This window comes from Nocardia sp. NPDC051833, assembly GCF_040681225.1.
Classification (GTDB): Bacteria; Actinomycetota; Actinomycetes; order Mycobacteriales; family Mycobacteriaceae; genus Nocardia.
The window spans coordinates 3,399,465-3,418,928 of the sequence record NZ_JBFAYK010000001.1 but is presented as its reverse complement, the minus strand read 5'-3'; the positions used below and the strand labels follow the sequence as shown (position 1 = coordinate 3,418,928).

Here is a 19,464-nt window from a genome sequence, read left to right as displayed (position 1 = left end):
ATCCTCGCCTGGACCCGCGCAGACCCGGACCCGGAACCCTGACAGCCATCCATCGTCGCTTGCCACAATGGCAGCCATGAGCTTCCACCCTCCAACGCACCCAGCGGATCGGATGCTGGTGCAGCGGTGGGTGATCGCCGACGCCGAATTGCGTCAGCTCCTCGAATTCGACTGGCGGCCACGGCTCACCGCGGCATGGCTCATCGCGCTTGATCGCCGCACCGGATTTCGGGACGAGCTGGTCGAGTACCTCGATCGAGGCCTTCGGGTCGGCCGGTGTCCGAGCCGGACACCAGCGGTGCACGCGCTGCTCACGCTCGATCGCCGCCTGGGTACGGGGTACGCGGGGCGGTTCGTCGAGGGTTTCGGTTATGCGCGACTACCGAATGCTGCCGAGCAGTTGATCGATCCGCTGTGCGGGCTGGCGGAGCGGATCGGGGCTGCGGGGGGCTGAGGGGCGAAGCGGGGCTGCTGCCTTCATCGCGGCAGCCCCGGGTTCGGCTCAGTAGCCCTGCATGACCTTGCGCAGGGCGTACTCGGTCAAGGAGACCAGGGCCTGCTTGGCCGGTTCCCGGCGGCGGGCGTCGATCGACATGATCGGCACGTCGGCGGGGACGGCCAGGGCCTGGCGGATGTCCTCGAGCGGGTACTTCGGTGCGTCGTCGAACTCGTTGAGCGCCACCAGGAACGGTAGACCGCGAGCCTCGAAGTAGTCGACAGCGGCGAAGCTGTCTTCCAGCCTGCGGGTGTCGACCAGCACCACGGCGCCGATGGCGCCGCGGATGAGGTCGTCCCACATGAACCAGAACCGGTACTGGCCGGGCGTGCCGAACAGATACAGGACCAGGTCGTCGGCGAGGCTGATCCGGCCGAAGTCCATCGCCACCGTGGTGGTCGACTTCATCGGAATGCCGGTCAGGTTGTCGATTCCGGTACTGGCATTGGTGACCAGCGCCTCGGTGCGCAGCGGAACGATCTCCGACACCGCACCGACCAACGTGGTCTTACCGACACCGAAGCCACCGGCGACAACGATCTTCGCCGAAGTCGGCTTGCTCGTGCGGGTGTCGACCTGCGCCGTCGAATCAAATACGCCGGAGTCCACTGAGAACCCTTTCGATCAGCTCGCGACGTTCATCGTCGCTGGAATCGTCTTTCAAAGTCGCCGAGACCCGGACATGACCGGCCTCGATGAGGTCGGCCACGAGTACCCGCGCTACACCGATCGGGATACCCAATTGGGCAGCTATCTCGGCAACGGACGGCGATTGCCTGCACAACTCCACGATGGACGTTTCGAGGTTGTTCAGTTCGAACTGCCGCTCCATGGCGACCGGATGCGATGCAACGAGTGCCTCCAGCGCCAACTCGACCGCCGGCCTGGTGCGGCCGGCAGTCAAGGAGTACGGGCGGACGAGGCTGGGCTCGGCGCTCCCCATGCGGTGATCGTCTATGTCCATCCCACCATCAGGAACCCATCTTGACGCGTGGCGTGGCCTGGACGGTCTGACCCACACGCTCGACCAACAAGGCCATTTCGTAGCCGACCTGACCGATGTCACACGAGGTGTTGGTCAGGACCGCGAGGTAGGAGCCGTCGCCGACTGCCATGAGCAGTAGGTAACCGTGCTCCATCTCGACGACGGACTGCAGTACCGTACCGCCTTCGAACAGATTGGACACGCCGACGGAAAGGCTTGCCAGTCCAGCGGTGACGGCGGAGAGCTGCTCCGCGCGGTCGACCGGGAGCTGGGCACTCGCGGCCATCAGCAGGCCGTCAGCCGAGACCAGGACGGCATGGGCTACGCCAGGAACCTCGTTGGCGAAGTTCGAAACCAGCCAATCCAGCTGACGGTTCGTACCACCTAGATCGGGGTTCATCGGTCTCCTTTATCTCCGGTTAGGTTCATTGCCTTCATTGCGCGGCCATCCCGGACGCCCTGCTGGTGACGACTCAAGCTGGACCTGATCGTTTCGGGATCACGTTGCGGGGTGGTGTCGGCCTTACCGGTCACACCGCCAGGCACGAGCCTGCCGCCCGGGTTGCGCTGAGGCAAGCCCGCAGCGGTACGGACCTCGGGCTGAGCCTCGCTGGCCCGTCGAGCGGCCTGCCATCCTTCGTCACCCGGTGATTCGAAGGCAGCGGCCATCTGGGACCGGTCGGAATTCTCATCCGTGAGCCACGCCGACATCATCTCCGCGAAGATCGGCGTTCCGCCCATGACGGAATCACCTTCCGGTGCCGGCTGCAACCTGGTCTGGAAGAACGACGCAGCCTTGGCCGGATTCGACCGGAAACTGTGCCGACCCGGATCGCGCCCTGCCGACGCAGCGTTCTCCGGCCCCGCAGGATCCCGATCCCGTTGCGGCAGAGCCACTCCGGGCCCGGCGTTCGCCTGCGGTACCACAGTAGCGCCGGGATCGCGCTGCGGCAGCCCAATCGGCGCAGCCGGACGCTGCGGCAGGCCGTTGGGCGCCTCCCGCTGCGGCAGACCGGCCGCGGGAGCCCGCTGCGGGAGCCCGTTCTCGCCGGAATCACGCTGCGGCGCAGGGGCACCCGGCGCGCCACGCTGGGGCAGGCCGTTGGCCGGACGCGGCTGCTGACCGGCCGGATCACGCTGCGGCAGACCACCCGGCTGGGCGCCGCGCTGCGGCAGGCCGGTGGCCGGGTCACGCTGCGGGAGACCGCCGGTCTGCTCACGCTGGGGCAGGCCGTTGGCCGGGTCACGCTGGGGCAGGCCACCGGTCTGCTCACGCTGCGGGAGACCGTTGGCCGGATCGCGCTGCGGGAGACCGCCGGTCTGCTCACGCTGGGGCAGGCCGTTGGCCGGATCACGCTGCGGGAGACCACCGGTCTGCTCGCGGTGCGGCAGGCGCGGAGCCGGGTCACGCTGCGGCAGCCCGCCGGTCTGCTCACGCTGCGGCAGCCCGTTGGACGGGGAGCGCTGCGGCAGGCCGGTCGACGGATCACGCGACACCGGACCGGAATCGCGCTGCGGCGCACCGTTGCCCGCGGGGTCACGCTGCGGGAGACCACCGGTCTGCTCACGCTGCGGGAGACCGTTGGACGGATCGCGCTGGGGTAGGCCACCGGTCTGGTCCCGCTGGGGCAGGCCGTTGGCGGGACGCTGCGGCAGCCCGGCCGACGGGTCGCGCGGCGGCGCGCCGTTGGCGCCCGGCGAGCGCTGCGGCAGACCACCGGCGGTCGTGTCGCGCTTGGGCGGCGCGGTGTCGCGCGGCGGTTGTGCCTGATCACGCGCCGGAGCGCCGTTGGCACCCGGCGAGCGCTGCGGCAGACCACCGGCCAGCGACTGCGGCGCACCGGCGGGCGTGGCGTCGCCCGGCTGACCCGGCGCGGACGGCGCGCCCTGCGGACGCTGCGGTCCACCGGGTCCGCCCGGTCCACCGGCGGCGAGGTTGCGCTTGGGCAGGTTGGCCGCGGCCAGCTTGCCGCGCTGCGGCACATTGCCCTGACCGGGCGCGGGCGGACGCAGGGTCGGCGAGGACTGCTCGGCGGCGTCCTGCTGGAGCCCCTGGGCCATCGAGTTACCCGGCTGCCGCTGCGGCAGCCCACCCTGACCGGCCGGGATCGGCCCGCTGCTGACACCGGGATCGACGGTGACCATCACGTTGCCGCCCGGAGTCCGGGTGATCGCGCGGGTCTGCATCGTGCTCGGCTGGTTCTGCGGGGCCGGGCGCTGCTGCTGCGGCGCCTGCTGCGGTGCCTGCTGCGGCGGGATCACCGGGCCACCGGCACCGGAGACGATCAGGCCGACCGGCACGTGCACGGTGACGGTGACGCCCGGATCGCGCGCGGTGTCGAAGGTCGGCCGCAGGCGCACGGTCAGGCCGTGCCGCTCCGCGAGCCTGCCGACCACGAACAGACCCATGTGGCGGGCGGTGTCGGGACCGGGCTCGGCGGTCTGCTCGAGCCTGCGGTTGATCTCCGACATCTCCTGGGGCGGCATACCGATACCGCGGTCGGCCACCTCGATCAGCAGACCCTGGTCGTGGGCCTGGGCGAAGGTGAACTTGACGTCGGTCTCCGGCGGGGAGGCCCGCAGCGCGTTGTCGAGCAGCTCGGCGAACAGGTGCGCCATATCGGAGGCGGCCGGTTCGACCAGCGAGCCACGCGGGGTGGCACCGAGCTTGACCCGCTCGTAGTCCTCGACCTCGGAGATCGCGGCACGCAGTACGTCGGCGATCTCGACCGGGGCCGACTTGGTCCGGCGCTGCTTGGTGCCGGCGAGGATGAGCAGGTTGTCACCGTTACGGCGCATGCGCGCCGCGAGGTGGTCGAGCCGGAAGAGGTTCTCGAGCAGGCGCGGGTCCTTCTCGTCGTACTCCATCGCCTCGATGAGGGTGAGCTGATGGTCGACGAGCGACTTGGAGCGCCGGGCCAGGGTCTCGAACATGTCGTTGACCTGCGAACGCATCTGCGCCTGATCACTCGCCAGGCGCAGCGCCTGACCGTGGATGTCGTCGACGGCGCGGGCCAGCTGGCCGATCTCCTCGTCCGAGCGCACCGGCATCGGCTCGAGCGGCACGTCCTCGGGCGCGGCGCCGTTACGGAGCTGGGCGACCTCGTGCGGCAGATCGGATTCGGCGACGCGCAGCGCGGCCAGGCGCAGGCGGTGCAGCGGCACGATCATCGAGCGCGCGACGAACACGGCGAGCAGGAGCGCGGCGAGGATCGTCGCGATGACGACGCCGGTGTAGGTCCACGCGCCGGTCGCCGCAGCGGCGGCCAGCTCGTCCATCGAGGACTCGATCGCCTTGGTGGCCTCGTTGACGACGCCCTCGTAGCCGACGAGGCTGGTGTACAGCGAGGTACGCAGGTCGCCGACGGGCAGCTTGCCCGCCTGCACCTCGGGCCCGCTGATCAGGTTCTTGCGGGTGTCGGCCTGCGCCTTCAGGTCGGCGACGACCCGGTCACCGGCCGGGAAGCGGTTGGCGAGCACTTCGAGCAGGTGGTTCTCGGTGCTGACGCCGGTGAGGAAGTTCTGCGCTCCCGTCGGCATACCGCGCAGCATCTCCGAGAGACCGGCGAGTTCGTCGACGAGAAGTGAACGGGTGTTGAGCGAGTCGACCAGGCGCAGCTTCGCCGTGTCCATGACCGGGTCGCTCACCTGCGCGACGGTCGTCTCGACGATGTCGACGCTTTCCTTACGCATCTGCTCGACCGAGGCGAGCGCGGGCTCGGCCGAGGTCGTCATCGCCTTGCCCTGCCCGCGCACCGTCTTGGCCTGCGCGATCATCCGCTCGAGCGCGGCGTGCGCCTTCGGCAGATCGGTCAACCTGCCGATCGAGCCCTCGGCCGCCGCGATGGCGGCGTCGAGTTCGGTGAGGTCCTTGTCGGTGACCATCGTGACCCCGGGGCCCGCGGGCACCAACTGGCTGCCCGCCACCTTCGCGGTGCTCGCACTCAGCGAGGTGACCGACGGAATCGTGTCGATCTGCTCATTGATGCTCGACAGTCGGTTGGCCTCCGAGAACTCCGAGGTAATTCTCGACACGCCGAGCCCGACCGCGACCGCGAGCGGCACGGCCAGTACGGCCGTAACCTTCCAACGCAGGTCCCAGTTGCCGAGCGCCCAGCGCTTGCTGCCGGACCTAGCGGCGTCACGCATCTCCCACTCACTTTCCAAACTGGCCTCTACCAAGCGCCATCAGCGAACCTCCACAGGCGCAATGGTGGCTCGCCAGGCTAGCTGGCCGAGAACTGCGGCTGGCCGAGAAATTGCGTCTACGACTGCCCGAATAAGTGACATCAGATTCTAACGGATCAATAACTTCTTGGCTGACTCCCGGTAGAGGTCCGCGCGATGACCTGCCCGTTCCAGGCAAAACCAAAGGTCGCGGCACCCCCTCGGGTGTCGCGTGAAGTCTGCCACAATCATCAGGATCTATCGAGCGGGCATCGAAGCGAGGCTAGGGAGTCACGGGCTTGGACGTGGAACACGAGTACCGACCGGTCTATCAGACCAGTCTGGTCGACCCAGCCGACTTCTGGTCCGCCGCAGCTCGAGCCATCGAGTGGGACGTGGCCCCGCAGCAGATCGTCGACGCCGCCGACAAGCGCGCGGCCCGCTGGTTCCCCGACGCCCGGCTCAATACCTGCGTCAACGCCCTGGACCGGCACGTCAGGGCGGGCACCGTCGCCGAGGGCGGGCACGCCGATCAGGCCGCCCTCATATATGTCTCCGCTATGACGGACACCACCACCGTCTACACCTACGCGGAACTGCTCGACGAGGTCGCCCGATTCGCCGGAGCCATGCGTGATCTCGGCGTCGTCGCCGGTGACCGGGTCGTGATCTACCTGCCGATGATCCCCGAGGCCGTGATCGCGATGCTGGCCTGCGCCCGCATCGGCGCGGTGCACTCGGTGGTGTTCGGCGGCTTCGCCGCGCCCGAGCTGGCCGCTCGCATCGATGACGCCGAACCGGTCCTGGTGGTCACCGCCTCGGGCGGGCTCGAGCCCAACCGCCGCATCGAATACCCGCCGATCGTGCTGCAGGCCCTCGACCTGGCGCAGACGGCGTCGGTGCGCACTGTGATCGTCAAGCAGCGCCCCGAGTTCCCGACCATCGAGTTCCCGGCCGCGCAGCCCGCCACCGACGTGCTGCCGTCCTCGGAGCAGACCGTCGCGGCCCGCTGGGTCGACTGGGCTGCCACCGTCGCCGACGTGACCCCGGCCGAGCCGGTCTCGGTCGCCGCGACCGATCCGCTCTACATCCTCTACACCTCGGGAACCACCGGCAAACCCAAGGGCGTGGTCCGCGACAACGGCGGGCACGCGGTCGCGCTGGCCTGGTCGATGCGCAATATCTACGACGTCGGCCCAGGTCAGGTGTTCTGGGCGGCCTCCGATGTGGGCTGGGTCGTCGGCCACTCCTACATCGTCTACGCGCCGCTGCTGGTCGGCGCGACGACCGTGCTCTACGAGGGCAAACCGGTCGGCACCCCCGACGCGGGCGTCTTCTGGCGGATCATCGACGAGCACGACGTGCGGGTGCTGTTCACCGCGCCGACGGCGTTGCGCGCGATCCGGCGGGCCGACCCCGAGGCCACCGCCGCCCGTCGCCACGACCTGTCCCGGCTGCGGGCGCTGTTCTGCGCGGGCGAGCGACTGGACCCGGCCACCTTCGAATGGGCCTCCGACACCCTGCTCGCCGAGCACCCCGACACCCCGGTGGTCGATCACTGGTGGCAGACCGAGACCGGCTGGCCGATCTGCGCCGACCCGCTGGGCCTGCAGGAACTCCCGGTCAAGCCCGGTTCCTCGTGCGTGCCGGTGCCCGGTTACCGGCTGCGGGTGCTCGACGCGAACGGCAATCCGGTACCGACCGGCGTCGAGGGCAACATCGTCATCGGGCTGCCGCTGCCGCCCGGTGCGCTGACCGGCCTGTGGCGCGACCGCGAGCGGTTCATCCGCTCGTACCTGTCGGCCTTCCCCGGCCACTACCTGACCGGCGACTCCGGCTACTTCGACGAGGACGGCTACCTCTACGTCCTGGGCCGCAGCGACGACGTGATCAACATGGCCGGGCACCGCCTCTCGGCGGGCAGCATCGAGGCCGCCATCGCCGGTCACGACGCGATCGCCGAATGCGCCGTGATCGGTGTCCCCGACGAGCTCAAGGGCCACCTGCCGCTGGCGTACGTGGTGCTCAAGCAGGGTGTCGAGGTCGATCCGGAACAGCTGCGGACCGAGCTCGCCGAGCGGGTGCGCGAGCAGATCGGCGCCATCGCCACCCTGCACAGCGCGATCATCGTCTCGGGCCTGCCCAAGACCCGGTCCGGCAAGATCCTGCGCAAGACGATCCGCCAGCTCACCGCCGGTGAACACGTGGAGACCCCGGCCACCATCGAGGACCCGGCCGTACTCACCGCGCTGGCCGACCGCATCCTGGCCAACCCCCCGCTCGGCAATCCGCCCCCCTCCGCGCAGGACACCCCGACCCCCGACCTCGACGGCGACCCGGTGGCCCCGACGGCCTGACCATCGGGCCCGGTGGCGGCCACCGCCCCTAGGATTGCGGCGTGACCGATCGTGCTGCCTCCACTGTCCTGGTCGTCGACGACGACGAGGACGTCCTCGCCTCGGTCGAACGTGGCCTGCGGCTGTCCGGGTTCCAGGTGCTGGTCGCGCGCGACGGCGCGGCCGCCCTGCGCGCCGTGTCCGAGCACGCGCCCGACGCGGTGGTCCTCGACATGAACATGCCGGTGCTCGACGGCGCCGGTGTGGTGACGGCCCTGCGGGCGATGGGCAACGACGTGCCGGTCTGCGTGCTCAGCGCCCGCGCCTCGGTCGACGACCGGATCGCGGGCCTGGAGTCCGGCGCCGACGACTACCTGGTGAAACCGTTCGAGCTGGCCGAGCTGGTGGCCCGGATCCGGGCCCTGCTGCGCCGCCGCACCGACACCCCGGAGCCGGTCGCGCCCGGCGCGATCACCGTCGGCCCGTTGCAGCTCGACGTGGCGGGATACCGCGCGCTGCTGCACGGCAAGGAAATCGAGCTCACCAAACGGGAATTCGAATTGTTGTCCACCCTGGCCAGGAATGCGGGTGTGGTGTTGACGCGCGAACGGCTGCTGGAATTGGTATGGGGTTACGATTTCATAGCCGATACGAATGTCGTCGACGTGTTCGTCGGATACTTGCGACGCAAACTCGAAATAGATGACACGCCAAGGATTTTGCACACGATTCGCGGCGTAGGGTTCGTGCTCCGGGAACCGAAATGATCGAGGCCCCGCCGAAACGCCGTCGGAGACAATCGTTTTCGCTGCGAACCAGGGTCGCGGGAGCGGCCGCGGCGGGCGCCGTCGTCATCGTCTCGATCGCCGCGTTCGTGGGTTTCCAAGCGATCGAACGCAACAATGTGACCCAGACCGACCAGCAGCTCGAGATCGCCTCGCGGATCGTGCTGATCGAACCGGTGCTGGCCACCGGCTTCGTCAACCTGACCGGGCTGCAGACCACCATGGCGCTCACCGTGCGCGACAACGGCCAGGTGACCGCGTCCAGCTCCACCCAGCTGCCCGATCTACCGCCGGGCTCGCAGACCGTCGAGGTCAACGACCAGCCCTATCGGGTACTCACCACCACCGAGAACCAGCCCGCCGGTCGCACCGTCTCGCTTGCCATCCCGACCACCGAGGCCGCCAAGGCCACCGCCGATCAGCAGCGCTGGGTGCTCGCGGGCGCCGCGATCGCGGTGGCGGCGGCCGCGGCACTGGGCTGGCTGCTGGCCGGGCGCGCGGTCGGGCCGATCGTGAAGCTGACCAAGCAGGTCTCGGCGCGCAGTTCGTTCGGCGACCCGGACCACGCCGCCCAGCCGGTCGACGGGTCCGGGGTCGACGAGGCGGTGAAGCTGGCCGACGCGGTGAACACCATGCTGGCCCGCGTCGACGAGGCGCAGGCCGAGACCGCCGCCGCGCTGGAGACCGCGCGCGATTTCGCCGCCGTCTCCGCCCACGAGCTGCGCACCCCGCTCACCGCGATCCGCACCGACCTCGAGGTGCTGCGCACCCTCGACCTCACCGACGAGCAGCGCCGCGAGATCCTCGACGACCTCGCCCGCAACGAGACCAGGATCGAGACCACCCTCACCGCACTGGAACGCCTGGCCCGCGGCGACCTCACCGCCGAGGCCGACCACATCCCCACCGACGTGGCCGACCTGTGCGACCAGGCCGCCCACGACGCCATGCGACACAACCCCGGCCTCTCGGTCCGGATCGATACCGACGCCGAACTCGTGACCCGCGGGCTGCCCGCCGGGCTGCGCCTCGCCATCGACAACGCGCTGACCAACTCCGTCAAACACGGTGGGGCCACGCACGCCGTCGTCTCGGCGCATCGCGCGCCCGGCGAGCGCATCGTCATCGCCGTCGACGACAACGGCACCGGCGTGCCGCCCGCCGAGCGCGACGCCGTCTTCGCCCGGTTCGCCCGCGGCACCAATGCCAGCAAGGGCGGTTCCGGCCTCGGCCTTGCCCTGGTGGCCCAGCAGGCCCAGTTGCACGGCGGGCGCGCCTATTTCGAGGACAGTCCGCTCGGTGGCGCTCGCCTGGTTGTCGAGCTGCCGATCCGCGACGCGCCCTAGACGCGCGAAAGCCCCGCCGCCGCGCCGATGCGCGAAGACGGGGCTACCGCGGAGCTATTGATCAGCCGCCCACGGAGATCAGGGCAGCACCTGCGGCACCGACTCCGGGATCACCAGGCCGATGACGGCGCCGATCACGGCACCGGTCAGCGCGGTGGAGATCACCGACGGGATGGCGCAGAAGACGTAGCCGATGATGAACGCGGCCAGCGCGGGCACGCACATGATCGCCGCGGCCAGCGCGCCGATGGTGGCACCGGCGGCCGCACCGTTCTGGACGGGGTCGTGGTTGCCGGCCTCGGGGTTGGTGGCGATGTCCTTCAGCTCGGTGCTGGTGTCGGCGGACAGCTGCGGCGCCATCTGCACGGTCTTGCCGTCGGCGGAGACCACGGAGGCGATCGCGATCGCGTTGCCGTCGACGGTGTTCAGCTTCAGCGGGACCTCGCCGACGGTGACACCGGCGGCCGAGACCACGGTGACGGCGTCGGGGGTGATCACGAAGCGGCCGTTGTCGACGCTCGCGGAGATGGTGCGCAGGTCCGGCGAGACGGTGGTGCGGAAGTCGACGCCGTCGGCGGCACCGGCGCTGGCCAGGCCGGTGGCGATCTGCGCCTGACGCTCGGTGTCGACGTCAGCGGCCGCGACACCCGCGGTGACCAGCGACGTGGCGACGGCCAGCGGCAGCGCGGCGACGAAGGCGCGCCGGCTCGCGCGGGTGATGGTGCGGTGGAACATGTTCGATGTCTCCCTCCCGATGCCCCCGGCGAATCCCCGAACCCCCCGGACGAATCGATGAAATCTCGATCTCGATTGACTCGAGATTTGTATCGGACCCAGCGAAACAATGGAAGGCAGTGTGACGTACGACATATTCCGGTGCGGTTTGGAGTCCCGATGAGCGGGAATCGCCCGCGCGGGAGGCGGTTCCGGCACACGGTCGGCTATCACCGACGCCGCTGTCCTCACCGAACTCTCAGACATCTCCCACGACCCGGCGCGAACTCGCTCGATACCGTCGGCGGCGTGATCGGAAAACGCACCAGGTTGGTCTGTCTCGTCGCTGCTGTCGCGCTGGCGGGTGGTGGTATCGCGGCGTGCGCAGGCACGTCGGACGCCCCGACGGGGTTCGCGCTCGTCAACGCCGATACCGGGCCGACCGGGGAGCGCGTCGCCAAGGCCGTGCAGGACGCGGGCGGCTACGAGTGGACGGTGGCGAAGCCGGGCGAGATCGACGCCGCCGACTACGCCGCGGTGATCACCCTGCCCGCCGATCTCACCGCATCGATGGCGACGTTGGCCACGCCGGAACCCAAGCGCGCCAAGGTCACCGTCACCGCGCACGACGGCGCGGACGAGAAGGTGGTGAACGGCGCGGTCGCCGCCGTGACCCACCGGATCGGCGCCTCCGGGGTCGACGCCGCGCTCGCCGCGGTCGCGCAGGCCCGCAATCAGATGACCTCGGTGCAGTTCACCGCCCAGTTGCTCAACGCCGGTGTCAACGCGGCCGCCGACGGGGCCGCTCAGTTCAGCGGCGGCGCGCAGGAGATGCTCGGTTTCCTCGACTTCGCGAAACAGGGTGCGGGCGAACTCACCTCGGCCATCGCGCTGCTGAACCAGACCGTCGACGGCGCGACGAAGCAGGCGAATCAGCTCGCCGACGCCCTCGGCGCCACGGGCGTCACCATCGCCGGCGTGGAGCGCAGCGCCACCGCGCTGTCCACCGGCCTGGACCAGATCCTGCCGCTGCTGCGCGCCCTGCCGTTCGCCACCGATCCCCAGCTGGCCGACATCATCACCAAACTCGAAGCGCTGCGCGGCATCTCGAGTCAGGCGGGCGCCCAGCTGACCGGCCTGGCCGACCTGACCGGCGCCGCCGTCGACCCGAACACCGACCTCGGCACCCTGCTGCGCACCGTCGTCACCCGGCTCGACAGCGCCCGCACCCAGCTCACCCAGGGCGCCGAACTCGCCGAGGGCCTGCCCGCCCTCGCCGAACAGGGCGGCACCCAGATCACCTCCGCCATCGAACAGATGACCACCGGAGTCGGCGCCCTCCAAACCATCGTCGGCAACCTCAACACCCAGACCGGCAAGGCCATCGAAGCCCTCCCCACCCGCAGCCCCACCCAGAACTCCGCCCTCGCCCTCGCCCTCACCGACCCGGTCGAAGTCGTCCACGAGTAGACCCCGGACATCGCGATCCCTCTCGTCGAGAAGGGTTCTTCCAGGCCACAGGGTCGCCGACGACCGGGCGGTATGCTCACCGGCATGACGATCCAGCCCACGGATTCGCTCCCTCATCTGATGACCGAGGAGGAATACCTCCGGCTGCCGGAGGCCGCGGCGCGCGAGATCGAAGTGGTCCACGGGCACGTCATCGTGTGCGAATCGCCGACGCCGGAACACAATCGCATCGCCCGGCGCCTGGCCGACGCGATGGAGCGGCTGCCAAGCACCGAGCCGTGCATCCGGGTCGACACCGACATCGACGTGGTGCTATGGCGCGTTCCGAAGTTCACCTTCCGGCGCCCCGACGTGGTGCTCTACCGCTGCCTGGACAGGCCGGGAGCGAAACCCGAGGCCACCGACGCGTTGATTGTCGTGGAGGTGTCATCGCCGTCGACCGCGGCCGAGGACCTGTTGGACAAGAAGGCACAGTACGCGCGGGTCGGGATACCGCTCTATCTCGTGGTCATGCTGGACGCCAAGTTCGGGATCGAGGAGGTGCTCGAGTTCCGCCTCGACGCGCATGCCAGGGAATACCGACTGCACCAGATCCATCGCGGCATCGTCGCGCTCAGTCACGTCGTCGTCGGCGAAATACCGATGGCCGACCTCACCCGCTGAGGGCACCTACGCACAGACGACTGTGGCCGGGTTCCTGATGGAACCCGGCCACAGTGGCGTTCGGCTGGTCAGTTCGCGTTGAGCAGGTCGATCACGAAGACCAGGGTCTTGCCGGAGAGGTGGTGGCCCGCGCCGGCGGGGCCGTAGGCGAGCTCCGGCGGGATGGTCAGCTGGCGGCGGCCGCCGACCTTCATGCCGGGAATGCCTTCCTGCCAGCCCTGGATCAGGCCGCGCAGCGGGAAGGTGATGGACTCGCCGCGGTCCCACGAAGAGTCGAACTGCTCGCCGCTGTCGAACTCGACGCCGACGTAGTGCACCTCGACGGTGCCACCGGGCACCGCTTCCTTGCCTTCGCCCTCGACGAGGTCCTTGATCACGAGCTCGGTGGGCGCGGGGCCCTCCTGGAATTCGATCTCCGGCTTGGTCATTCGGCTATCCCCTTCGATAGTTTCGGTTCGGACTAACGACCAGCGATATCGCGGTAGTCACGCTCACCGTAACCGGTGTAGATCTGGCGCGGGCGGCCGATCTTGAGCGGCTCGGAGTGCATCTCGCGCCAGTGGGCGATCCAGCCGGGCAGGCGGCCCATGGCGAAGAGCACGGTGAACATGCGGGTCGGGAAGCCCATGGCCCGGTAGATGACGCCGGTGTAGAAGTCGACGTTCGGGTACAGCCGACGCGAGACGAAGTAGTCGTCGGTGAGGGCGGCCTCTTCGAGCTGCTTGGCGATATCGAGCAGCTGGTCGTCGCCACCGATCTTCGACAGGATCTTGTCGGCGGCCTGCTTGACCAGGGTGGCGCGCGGGTCGTAGTTGCGGTAGACGCGGTGCCCGAAGCCCATGAGCTTCACGCCGTCTTCCTTGTTCTTGACCTTGCGGATGAACTCCTTGACGTCACCGCCGTTGGCCTTGATCTCGTCGAGCATCTCGAGCACGGCCTGGTTGGCGCCGCCGTGCAGCGGGCCCCACAGCGCGTTGATGCCACCGGACACCGAGGTGAACAGGTTGGCGTCGGAGGAGCCGACGAGGCGCACGGTCGAGGTGGAGCAGTTCTGCTCGTGGTCGGCGTGCAGGATCAGCAGCATGTCGAGCGCGGCGGCGATCTCCGGGTCGACCTCGTAGGGCTCGGCCGGGAAGCCGAAGGTCATCCGCAGGAAGTTCTCCACCAGCGACAGCGAGTTGTCCGGGTAGAGGAACGGCTGACCGACCGACTTCTTGTACGAGTAGGCCGCGATGGTGGGCAGCTTGGCCAGCAGGCGGATGGTGGACAGCTCGACCTGCTCGGGGTCGCGCGGGTCCAGCGAGTCCTGGTAGTACGCCGACAGCGCGTTCACCGCGGACGACAGCACCGGCATCGGGTGCGCGTTGCGCGGGAAGCCGTCGAAGAACCGCTTCAGGTCCTCGTGCAGCAGGGTGTGGCGGCGGATGCGATCGGTGAAGTCGTCGAGCTGGGCCTGGGTCGGCAGCTCGCCGTAGATGAGCAGGTAGCTGACCTCGATGAAGGTCGAGCGGCCCGCCAGCTGGTCGATCGGGTAGCCGCGGTAGCGCAGGATGCCCGCTTCACCGTCGATGTAGGTGATGGCCGACTTGGTCGACGCGGTGTTCATGAAACCGGGGTCGTAGGTGACGTAACCGGTGCTGGCCAGCAGCTTGCCCAAGTCGAGTCCGTCGTTGCCCTCTGCGGCCTTGGTGACCGAGATCGGGAACTCGCCTCCGGGGTACTGCAGTACCGCCTTGGCGTCATCGGCGACGTTGGTGATGTTCTCAGCGGGCACGGAAGGATCCCTCTCAGGCTAGAACCGTAGGCACCGGTGCGGTCGGCACGCGGTGCACTTGCGCTAACGCTAGCTGTTGTTCGGTCGAGACGAGCAATCAGGGTTGTCCTGCGCCGTTCTCACACCGGAGCCGATCGGCGGTGAGGTCGGCGCACAGGTGCCGACCTGCGCCGATCCCCTGTTCACCGACGTCACGGACCGGCTCCGCGCAGGGCGGCGGAACCCGGTCGGCGCGGATCGGCGAAAACCATGTATTCCCTTCTCGCACAGCTCAATTGACCAGAGAATCGGAGTGCGCGCGGGTCACCCGGTAGCGGACGAAGGCGGGGAAGGCCAATGCCGCCAGCACCACCCCGATGACGACCAGGACACCGCCACCCGCGGCAGCTACAGCGGTACCCAGGCTCGCCGCGGCGAAACCGTGGGCAACATCACCGATCCGTGGCCCACCTGCGACAACCACGATGAACACGCCCTGCAGGCGGCCGCGCATCTCGTCGGTGGAGACGTTGAGCAACATCGCCGTGCGCAGCGCCGCCGAGATCATGTCGACCGCGCCGCCGAGGGCCAGGAAGGCCACCGCGATCCACAGCCACACGCCGAGCCCGAACAGGTGCCCCGCCAGCCCCACCGCCAGGCCGAACCCGATCATCGCCACGCCCCAGATCACGATGCAGACGATCACCGCCAGGCCCTGCCTGCGGATCCGCGGCACCCAGCCGGAGAACACCCCGCCCAGCACCGCGCCCGCGGAGATGGCCGCGAACAGCAGGCCGAGCGCGACGCCGCCCTCGGCCGGGTCGTGGAAGGTCTCGTGCGCGATCTGCGGGAACAGCGCGCGCGGCATGCCGAACACCATGGCGATGATGTCGACGACGAACGAGGCGAGCAGAATGCGCTGCCCGGTCAGGTAGCGGAAACCGTCGATGACGGCGCGCAGCCCGGCCCGGCGCTGATCGCCGGTCGGCGGGAAGGCGGGCAGTTTCCACACCGCCCACACCGTCGCGAGCAGGGCGATCGCGTCGATCAGGTACAGCGTCGGCAGGCCGAGCACCGGGATGAGCAGACCGGCCAGCACCGGGCCCGCGATCATGCCCACGTTCTGCACCGTCATGCTCAGCGAACTGGCCGCGGCGATCTGCTCGGGCGGCAGCAGCCGCGCGATGGCCGCGCTGCGGGTGGGCTGGTTGACCGCGAAGAACGCCTGCTGGGCGGCGAACAGGCCGAGCACCAGCCACACGTTGTTCGTCCCGAGCGCGGCCTGCACCCAGAACGCCACCGCCGTCACGCCGGTGCCCGCGGTGGTGATGATCAGCAGCGTGCGCCGGTCCATCACGTCGGCCAGCGCGCCGCCCCACAGGCCGAACACGATCAGCGGGATCAGGCCGAACAGGCCAGCCAGGCCGACGTACCCGGAGCTGCCGGTGATCTGGAAGATCTGCTGCGGAACCGCGACCACCGAGAGCTGCGCGCCGATGACGGTGACGATGTTGGTCGTCCAGAGCCTGCGGTAGTCGGGGTGACGCAGGGGTTCGGTGTCGGCGAGCAGTCTCACTCGCCGCAGATTAGCCACTGCCGGGCGATCCGAGAACGGATGCGCTCGGTGACATAGCCCACCGCTCGTTAGGGCTGCAAACGTTCCACGGTTGTGCCTGCGTCGCCGATCCGCAGGACGATCCGGTTGTGCAGCCTGCCGCGCCTGCCCTGCCAGAACTCCACCTCGTCGGGCCGCAGCAGGTAGCCGCCCCAGAACGGCGGCACCGGGATGTCGTCGACGTCGGCGAAGCGGGCGGTGGCCTCGGCCAGCGACCGGTCCACCTCGGCGCGCGAGGCCGCGGGCCGCGACTGCCGCGAGGCCCAGGCGCCCAGGCGCGAGTCGCGCGGGCGGGTCTGCCAGTAGGCCGCGGTCACCTCGGGCGACACCCGCTCGGTGATCCCGCGCAGGTGGACCTGCCGAGCCAGCGCCGGCCAGACGAAGGTCGCGGCGGCGTACGGGTCGGCGGCGAGCTGGTTGCCCTTGGCCGAGTCGTAGTTGGTGTAGAAGGTGATGCCTTCGGGCGCGAGGCCCTTGCACAGCACGGTGCGCGCGACCGGGCGCGGGGCAGGGCCGGTGAGCGACACGGTGGCGAGCACCATCGCGTTGGATTCGGCGATGCCCAGGCCGCGCGCCTGCTCGATCCAGCGGCGCAGCAACGGTTCCCAGCCGCCGGCCACCCAGGTCTCGTCGAGGTCGGTCTCCTCGGGCACCGACAGCGGGTCGCCGTAGTCGACGCGCATCGCGGCGAGGTCTGCCGCGGTCGCGGGTTCCTGGTCAACCATGGGGACAGACGGTACGCCGGGACGTCGGCCGGGAAGGGGTCGAGGTCAGGCCAGGGGCGACGTTACTACCCGGTATCCCCAGGGCTATGGTTCAGAAAGATCGGCATGCCCCTGCAAGGAGAGTCACCATGACTACCAGCTCGGTACCACAGGATTTCGTCAGCGGATTGGAAGGCGTGGTGGCCTTCACCACCGACATCGCCGAGCCGGACAAGGATGGTGGCGCGCTACGTTATCGCGGCGTCGACATCGAGGATCTGGTCGCCAACCGGGTCACCTTCGGCGACGTGTGGGCCCTGCTGGTCGACGGCCAGTTCGGCCGCGGCCTCCCGCCCGCCGAGCCGTTCCCGCTGCCGGTGCACACCGGTGACGTACGCGTCGACGTACAGGCCGGCCTGGCCATGCTCGCCCCGATCTGGGGCTACGAGCCGCTGCTCGACATCGACGACGAGACCGCCCGGGAGAACCTGGCCCGCGCCTCGGTGATGGCGCTGTCCTACGTGGCGCAGTCCGCCCGCGGCATCTACCAGCCCGCCGTTCCGCAGCGCAAGATCGACGAGTGCACCACGGTCACCGAGCGGTTCATGACCCGCTGGAAGGGTGACCCGGACCCGCGCCACACCGAGGCGATCGACGCCTACTGGGTGTCGGCGGCCGAGCACGGCATGAACGCCTCCACCTTCACCGCCCGCGTCATCGCCTCCACCGGCGCCGACGTGGCGGCGTCGCTGTCGGGCGCGATCGGCGCCATGTCCGGCCCGCTGCACGGCGGCGCCCCCGCCCGCGTGCTCCCGATGATCGAGGCCGTCGAGCAGAGCGGCGATGCCCGCGCGCTGGTCAAGGGCATCCTCGACCGCAAGGAGAAGCTGATGGGCTTCGGCCACCGGGTGTACCGGGCCGAGGACCCGCGCGCCCGCGTGCTGCGCGCCACCGCCAAGCGCCTCGACGCCCCGCGCTTCGAGGTCGCCGCCGCGCTGGAACAGGCCGCCCTGGCCGAGCTGCGCGAGCGTCGTCCCGACCGTGCCATCGAGACCAATGTCGAGTTCTGGGCCGCGGTGATCCTGGACTTCGCCGAGGTCCCCGCGCACATGATGCCCGCCATGTTCACCTGCGGCCGGACCGCGGGCTGGTGCGCGCACATCCTGGAGCAGAAGCAGCTGGGCAAGCTCGTCCGCCCGGCCGCCATCTACACCGGCCCCGGCCCCCGCACCCCCGAGGAAGTCGCCGGCTGGTCCACCATCGCCGGCTGACCCACCCCGCATCGCCCGACCGGGCGTCGACGGCCTCCCCGGCCGCCGACGCCCGGTCGTTCGCTGTTCAGCGACTGTTCGTCGCCGCGCAACTCGGTGCCGACATGATCTGCTCGCGGAACACGGCAGGTAGACGGCCTGTTCGGCCTGGTGGATGTGCTCGGCGGAGGTAGTGTTCAGCCGACCTGAACGATAAGGGTGGGCGGTGCGGAACGAGGGTCTGTCCCGGCGTGGGCTTTTCGGCGCGGGTGCCGCGCTGGCGGCGAGTGTGATCACCGGCTGTGCTGCCGCGCAGGGTGATTCGGCCGCGCCCGAGGTGACCCCCGGGTCGTCGAGTGCCACGCCGCTCGCCGGCGGGCCACCCGGCGCCGCGCCGATCACAGGTGGGCCATCCGGCGCCGCGCCAGCTTCCGCGCGACCGATCTCCACCGTCGCCGCGCCGCCCGCGGTCTCCCCCGCCGCGGTCGCCGCCCGGCACGCGGGTACGCGGCCACACGCGTGGGGTGTCGATCTGCCTGGCATCACCAGTGGTTTCCCGGCCGCGGGCAAGCAGCTGGCGCTCACCTTCGACGCCTGCGGCGGGCCGGGCAACGGCGAGATCGATCAGGCGCTGATCGACCTACTGGTCGCCGAGCGGGTTCCGGCGACGCTGTTCCTCAACAAGCGCTGGGTCGACGCCGATCCCGGCCGGGTCCAGCGGCTGGCCGCGAACCCGCTGTTCGAGCTGGCGAGTCACGGCGTCGCGCACAAGCCGCTCTCGGTGACCGGGCGGGCCGCCTACAACATCGCGGGCACCGCGTCAGCGGAGGAGGCGGTGCACGAGGTGTGGGCCAATCACGAACGCCTGCTCGAGCTGACCGGCCGGGCGCCGCGGTTCTTCCGCGCCGGAACCGCCCACTACGACGACGTCGCGGTCGCCATCGTCAACGAGCTGGGCGAGATCCCGCTCGGGTTCACGGTCAACGCCGACTTCGGCGCCACCGCGTCAGCCACCCAGGTCCAGCGCGCGATGAGCGCGGCCGCGCCCGGCGGCATCGTGCTGGCCCACATGCACCGGCCGAAGTCGGGCACGGCGGCGGGGATGGCCGCCGCGATTCCGGCACTGCGCGCGTCCGGGTTCACCTTCGTCCACCTGTAGTGGCGCTCGGGGCGCGGCGGC

Annotated in this window: 17 protein-coding genes; 8 read left to right on the top strand and 9 right to left on the bottom strand. The window is 69.8% G+C overall.

Annotated elements, in window-relative coordinates; genetic code table 11:
- Window positions 1-67: 67 nt before the first annotated feature.
- Window positions 68-454, top strand: a complete 387-nt coding sequence (locus tag AB0L91_RS15600) for a DUF6000 family protein (protein WP_365010417.1) — start codon at window positions 68-70, stop codon at window positions 452-454.
- Between the two features lie 48 nt (window positions 455-502).
- Here the strand turns inward: AB0L91_RS15600 and AB0L91_RS15595 are convergent, their stop codons facing one another.
- From AB0L91_RS15595 to AB0L91_RS15580, 4 genes are read right to left on the bottom strand one after another with little or no spacing between them, the layout of a single operon-like run.
- Entirely contained in the window at window positions 503-1,105 is a 603-nt protein-coding gene (locus AB0L91_RS15595) for an ATP/GTP-binding protein (RefSeq protein WP_019044951.1), read from the bottom strand.
- Window positions 1,086-1,460: a DUF742 domain-containing protein gene (locus AB0L91_RS15590; RefSeq protein WP_019044950.1), complete on the bottom strand. Its 375-nt coding sequence runs from the start codon at window positions 1,458-1,460 to the stop codon at window positions 1,086-1,088. Before AB0L91_RS15590 ends, AB0L91_RS15595 begins: the two co-directional genes overlap by 20 nt.
- Window positions 1,461-1,467: 7 nt before the next feature.
- Window positions 1,468-1,881 (bottom strand): roadblock/LC7 domain-containing protein, encoded by a 414-nt coding sequence (locus AB0L91_RS15585; protein ID WP_355271137.1) that lies wholly within the window; start codon window positions 1,879-1,881, stop codon window positions 1,468-1,470.
- A complete protein-coding gene (locus AB0L91_RS15580; protein WP_365010412.1) occupies window positions 1,878-5,630 on the bottom strand; it encodes an ATP-binding protein in 3,753 nt (1,250 codons plus the stop codon). The genes AB0L91_RS15585 and AB0L91_RS15580 overlap by 4 nt, the downstream gene beginning before the upstream one ends.
- Before the next feature lie 317 nt (window positions 5,631-5,947).
- Here AB0L91_RS15580 and AB0L91_RS15575 point away from each other — a divergent pair, with 317 nt between their 5' ends.
- Genes AB0L91_RS15575 through AB0L91_RS15565 form a run of 3 tightly spaced genes read left to right on the top strand, consistent with a single transcriptional unit; the run spans window position 5,948 to window position 10,115 of the window.
- Window positions 5,948-8,005 (top strand): AMP-binding protein, encoded by a 2,058-nt coding sequence (locus tag AB0L91_RS15575; RefSeq protein WP_365010409.1) that lies wholly within the window; start codon window positions 5,948-5,950, stop codon window positions 8,003-8,005.
- Between the two features lie 41 nt (window positions 8,006-8,046).
- On the top strand, window positions 8,047-8,751 hold the full coding sequence (locus AB0L91_RS15570; protein WP_357346381.1) for a response regulator transcription factor: 705 nt from the start codon (window positions 8,047-8,049) through the stop codon (window positions 8,749-8,751).
- Window positions 8,748-10,115 (top strand): HAMP domain-containing sensor histidine kinase, encoded by a 1,368-nt coding sequence (locus AB0L91_RS15565; RefSeq protein WP_365010406.1) that lies wholly within the window; start codon window positions 8,748-8,750, stop codon window positions 10,113-10,115. The genes AB0L91_RS15570 and AB0L91_RS15565 overlap by 4 nt, the downstream gene beginning before the upstream one ends.
- Window positions 10,116-10,193: 78 nt before the next feature.
- Here AB0L91_RS15565 and AB0L91_RS15560 read toward each other — a convergent pair whose 3' ends face one another.
- Window positions 10,194-10,850, bottom strand: a complete 657-nt coding sequence (locus AB0L91_RS15560) for a hypothetical protein (RefSeq protein ID WP_357346380.1) — start codon at window positions 10,848-10,850, stop codon at window positions 10,194-10,196.
- A gap of 288 nt (window positions 10,851-11,138) precedes the next feature.
- Between AB0L91_RS15560 and AB0L91_RS15555 the strand changes: the two genes are divergently transcribed.
- Window positions 11,139-12,299, top strand: coding sequence for a hypothetical protein (locus tag AB0L91_RS15555; RefSeq protein ID WP_365010404.1), 1,161 nt, complete (start codon window positions 11,139-11,141; stop codon window positions 12,297-12,299).
- Window positions 12,300-12,383: 84 nt separating this feature from the next.
- A complete protein-coding gene (locus AB0L91_RS15550; protein WP_365010402.1) occupies window positions 12,384-12,962 on the top strand; it encodes a Uma2 family endonuclease in 579 nt (192 codons plus the stop codon).
- 68 nt (window positions 12,963-13,030) lie between these two features.
- Here the strand turns inward: AB0L91_RS15550 and AB0L91_RS15545 are convergent, their stop codons facing one another.
- The 4 genes from AB0L91_RS15545 to pdxH form a co-directional block, all read right to left on the bottom strand.
- Window positions 13,031-13,390 (bottom strand): FKBP-type peptidyl-prolyl cis-trans isomerase, encoded by a 360-nt coding sequence (locus tag AB0L91_RS15545; protein ID WP_218716909.1) that lies wholly within the window; start codon window positions 13,388-13,390, stop codon window positions 13,031-13,033.
- A gap of 32 nt (window positions 13,391-13,422) precedes the next feature.
- The gene (locus AB0L91_RS15540; RefSeq protein WP_218716908.1) at window positions 13,423-14,736 is read right to left on the bottom strand and encodes a citrate synthase; all 1,314 of its coding nucleotides are present in this window, start codon (window positions 14,734-14,736) and stop codon (window positions 13,423-13,425) included.
- Window positions 14,737-15,007: 271 nt separating this feature from the next.
- Window positions 15,008-16,291 (bottom strand): MFS transporter, encoded by a 1,284-nt coding sequence (locus AB0L91_RS15535; protein WP_365010398.1) that lies wholly within the window; start codon window positions 16,289-16,291, stop codon window positions 15,008-15,010.
- 68 nt (window positions 16,292-16,359) lie between these two features.
- Window positions 16,360-17,055 carry a pyridoxamine 5'-phosphate oxidase gene (pdxH, locus tag AB0L91_RS15530; RefSeq protein WP_365010396.1) on the bottom strand — a complete coding sequence of 232 codons (696 nt, stop codon included), beginning with the start codon at window positions 17,053-17,055 and terminating at the stop codon, window positions 16,360-16,362.
- Window positions 17,056-17,183: 128 nt separating this feature from the next.
- Here pdxH and AB0L91_RS15525 point away from each other — a divergent pair, with 128 nt between their 5' ends.
- Window positions 17,184-18,305, top strand: a complete 1,122-nt coding sequence (locus AB0L91_RS15525; RefSeq protein ID WP_030200564.1) for a citrate synthase 2 — start codon at window positions 17,184-17,186, stop codon at window positions 18,303-18,305.
- A 205-nt stretch (window positions 18,306-18,510) separates the two neighbouring features.
- The gene (locus AB0L91_RS15520) at window positions 18,511-19,443 is read left to right on the top strand and encodes a polysaccharide deacetylase family protein (protein WP_365010394.1); all 933 of its coding nucleotides are present in this window, start codon (window positions 18,511-18,513) and stop codon (window positions 19,441-19,443) included.
- Window positions 19,444-19,464: the final 21 nt, after the last annotated feature.

Coding starts and splice junctions, on each gene's coding strand:
- AB0L91_RS15560 (WP_357346380.1), bottom strand. CDS start 10,850: ATGTTCCACCGCACCATCACCCGCGCGAGCCGGCGCGCCTTCGTCGCC.
- AB0L91_RS15565 (WP_365010406.1), top strand. CDS start 8,748: ATGATCGAGGCCCCGCCGAAACGCCGTCGGAGACAATCGTTTTCGCTG.
- AB0L91_RS15545 (WP_218716909.1), bottom strand. CDS start 13,390: ATGACCAAGCCGGAGATCGAATTCCAGGAGGGCCCCGCGCCCACCGAG.
- AB0L91_RS15590 (WP_019044950.1), bottom strand. CDS start 1,460: ATGGACATAGACGATCACCGCATGGGGAGCGCCGAGCCCAGCCTCGTC.
- AB0L91_RS15580 (WP_365010412.1), bottom strand. CDS start 5,630: ATGCGTGACGCCGCTAGGTCCGGCAGCAAGCGCTGGGCGCTCGGCAAC.
- AB0L91_RS15550 (WP_365010402.1), top strand. CDS start 12,384: ATGACGATCCAGCCCACGGATTCGCTCCCTCATCTGATGACCGAGGAG.
- pdxH (WP_365010396.1), bottom strand. CDS start 17,055: ATGGTTGACCAGGAACCCGCGACCGCGGCAGACCTCGCCGCGATGCGC.
- AB0L91_RS15585 (WP_355271137.1), bottom strand. CDS start 1,881: ATGAACCCCGATCTAGGTGGTACGAACCGTCAGCTGGATTGGCTGGTT.
- AB0L91_RS15600 (WP_365010417.1), top strand. CDS start 68: ATGGCAGCCATGAGCTTCCACCCTCCAACGCACCCAGCGGATCGGATG.
- AB0L91_RS15525 (WP_030200564.1), top strand. CDS start 17,184: ATGACTACCAGCTCGGTACCACAGGATTTCGTCAGCGGATTGGAAGGC.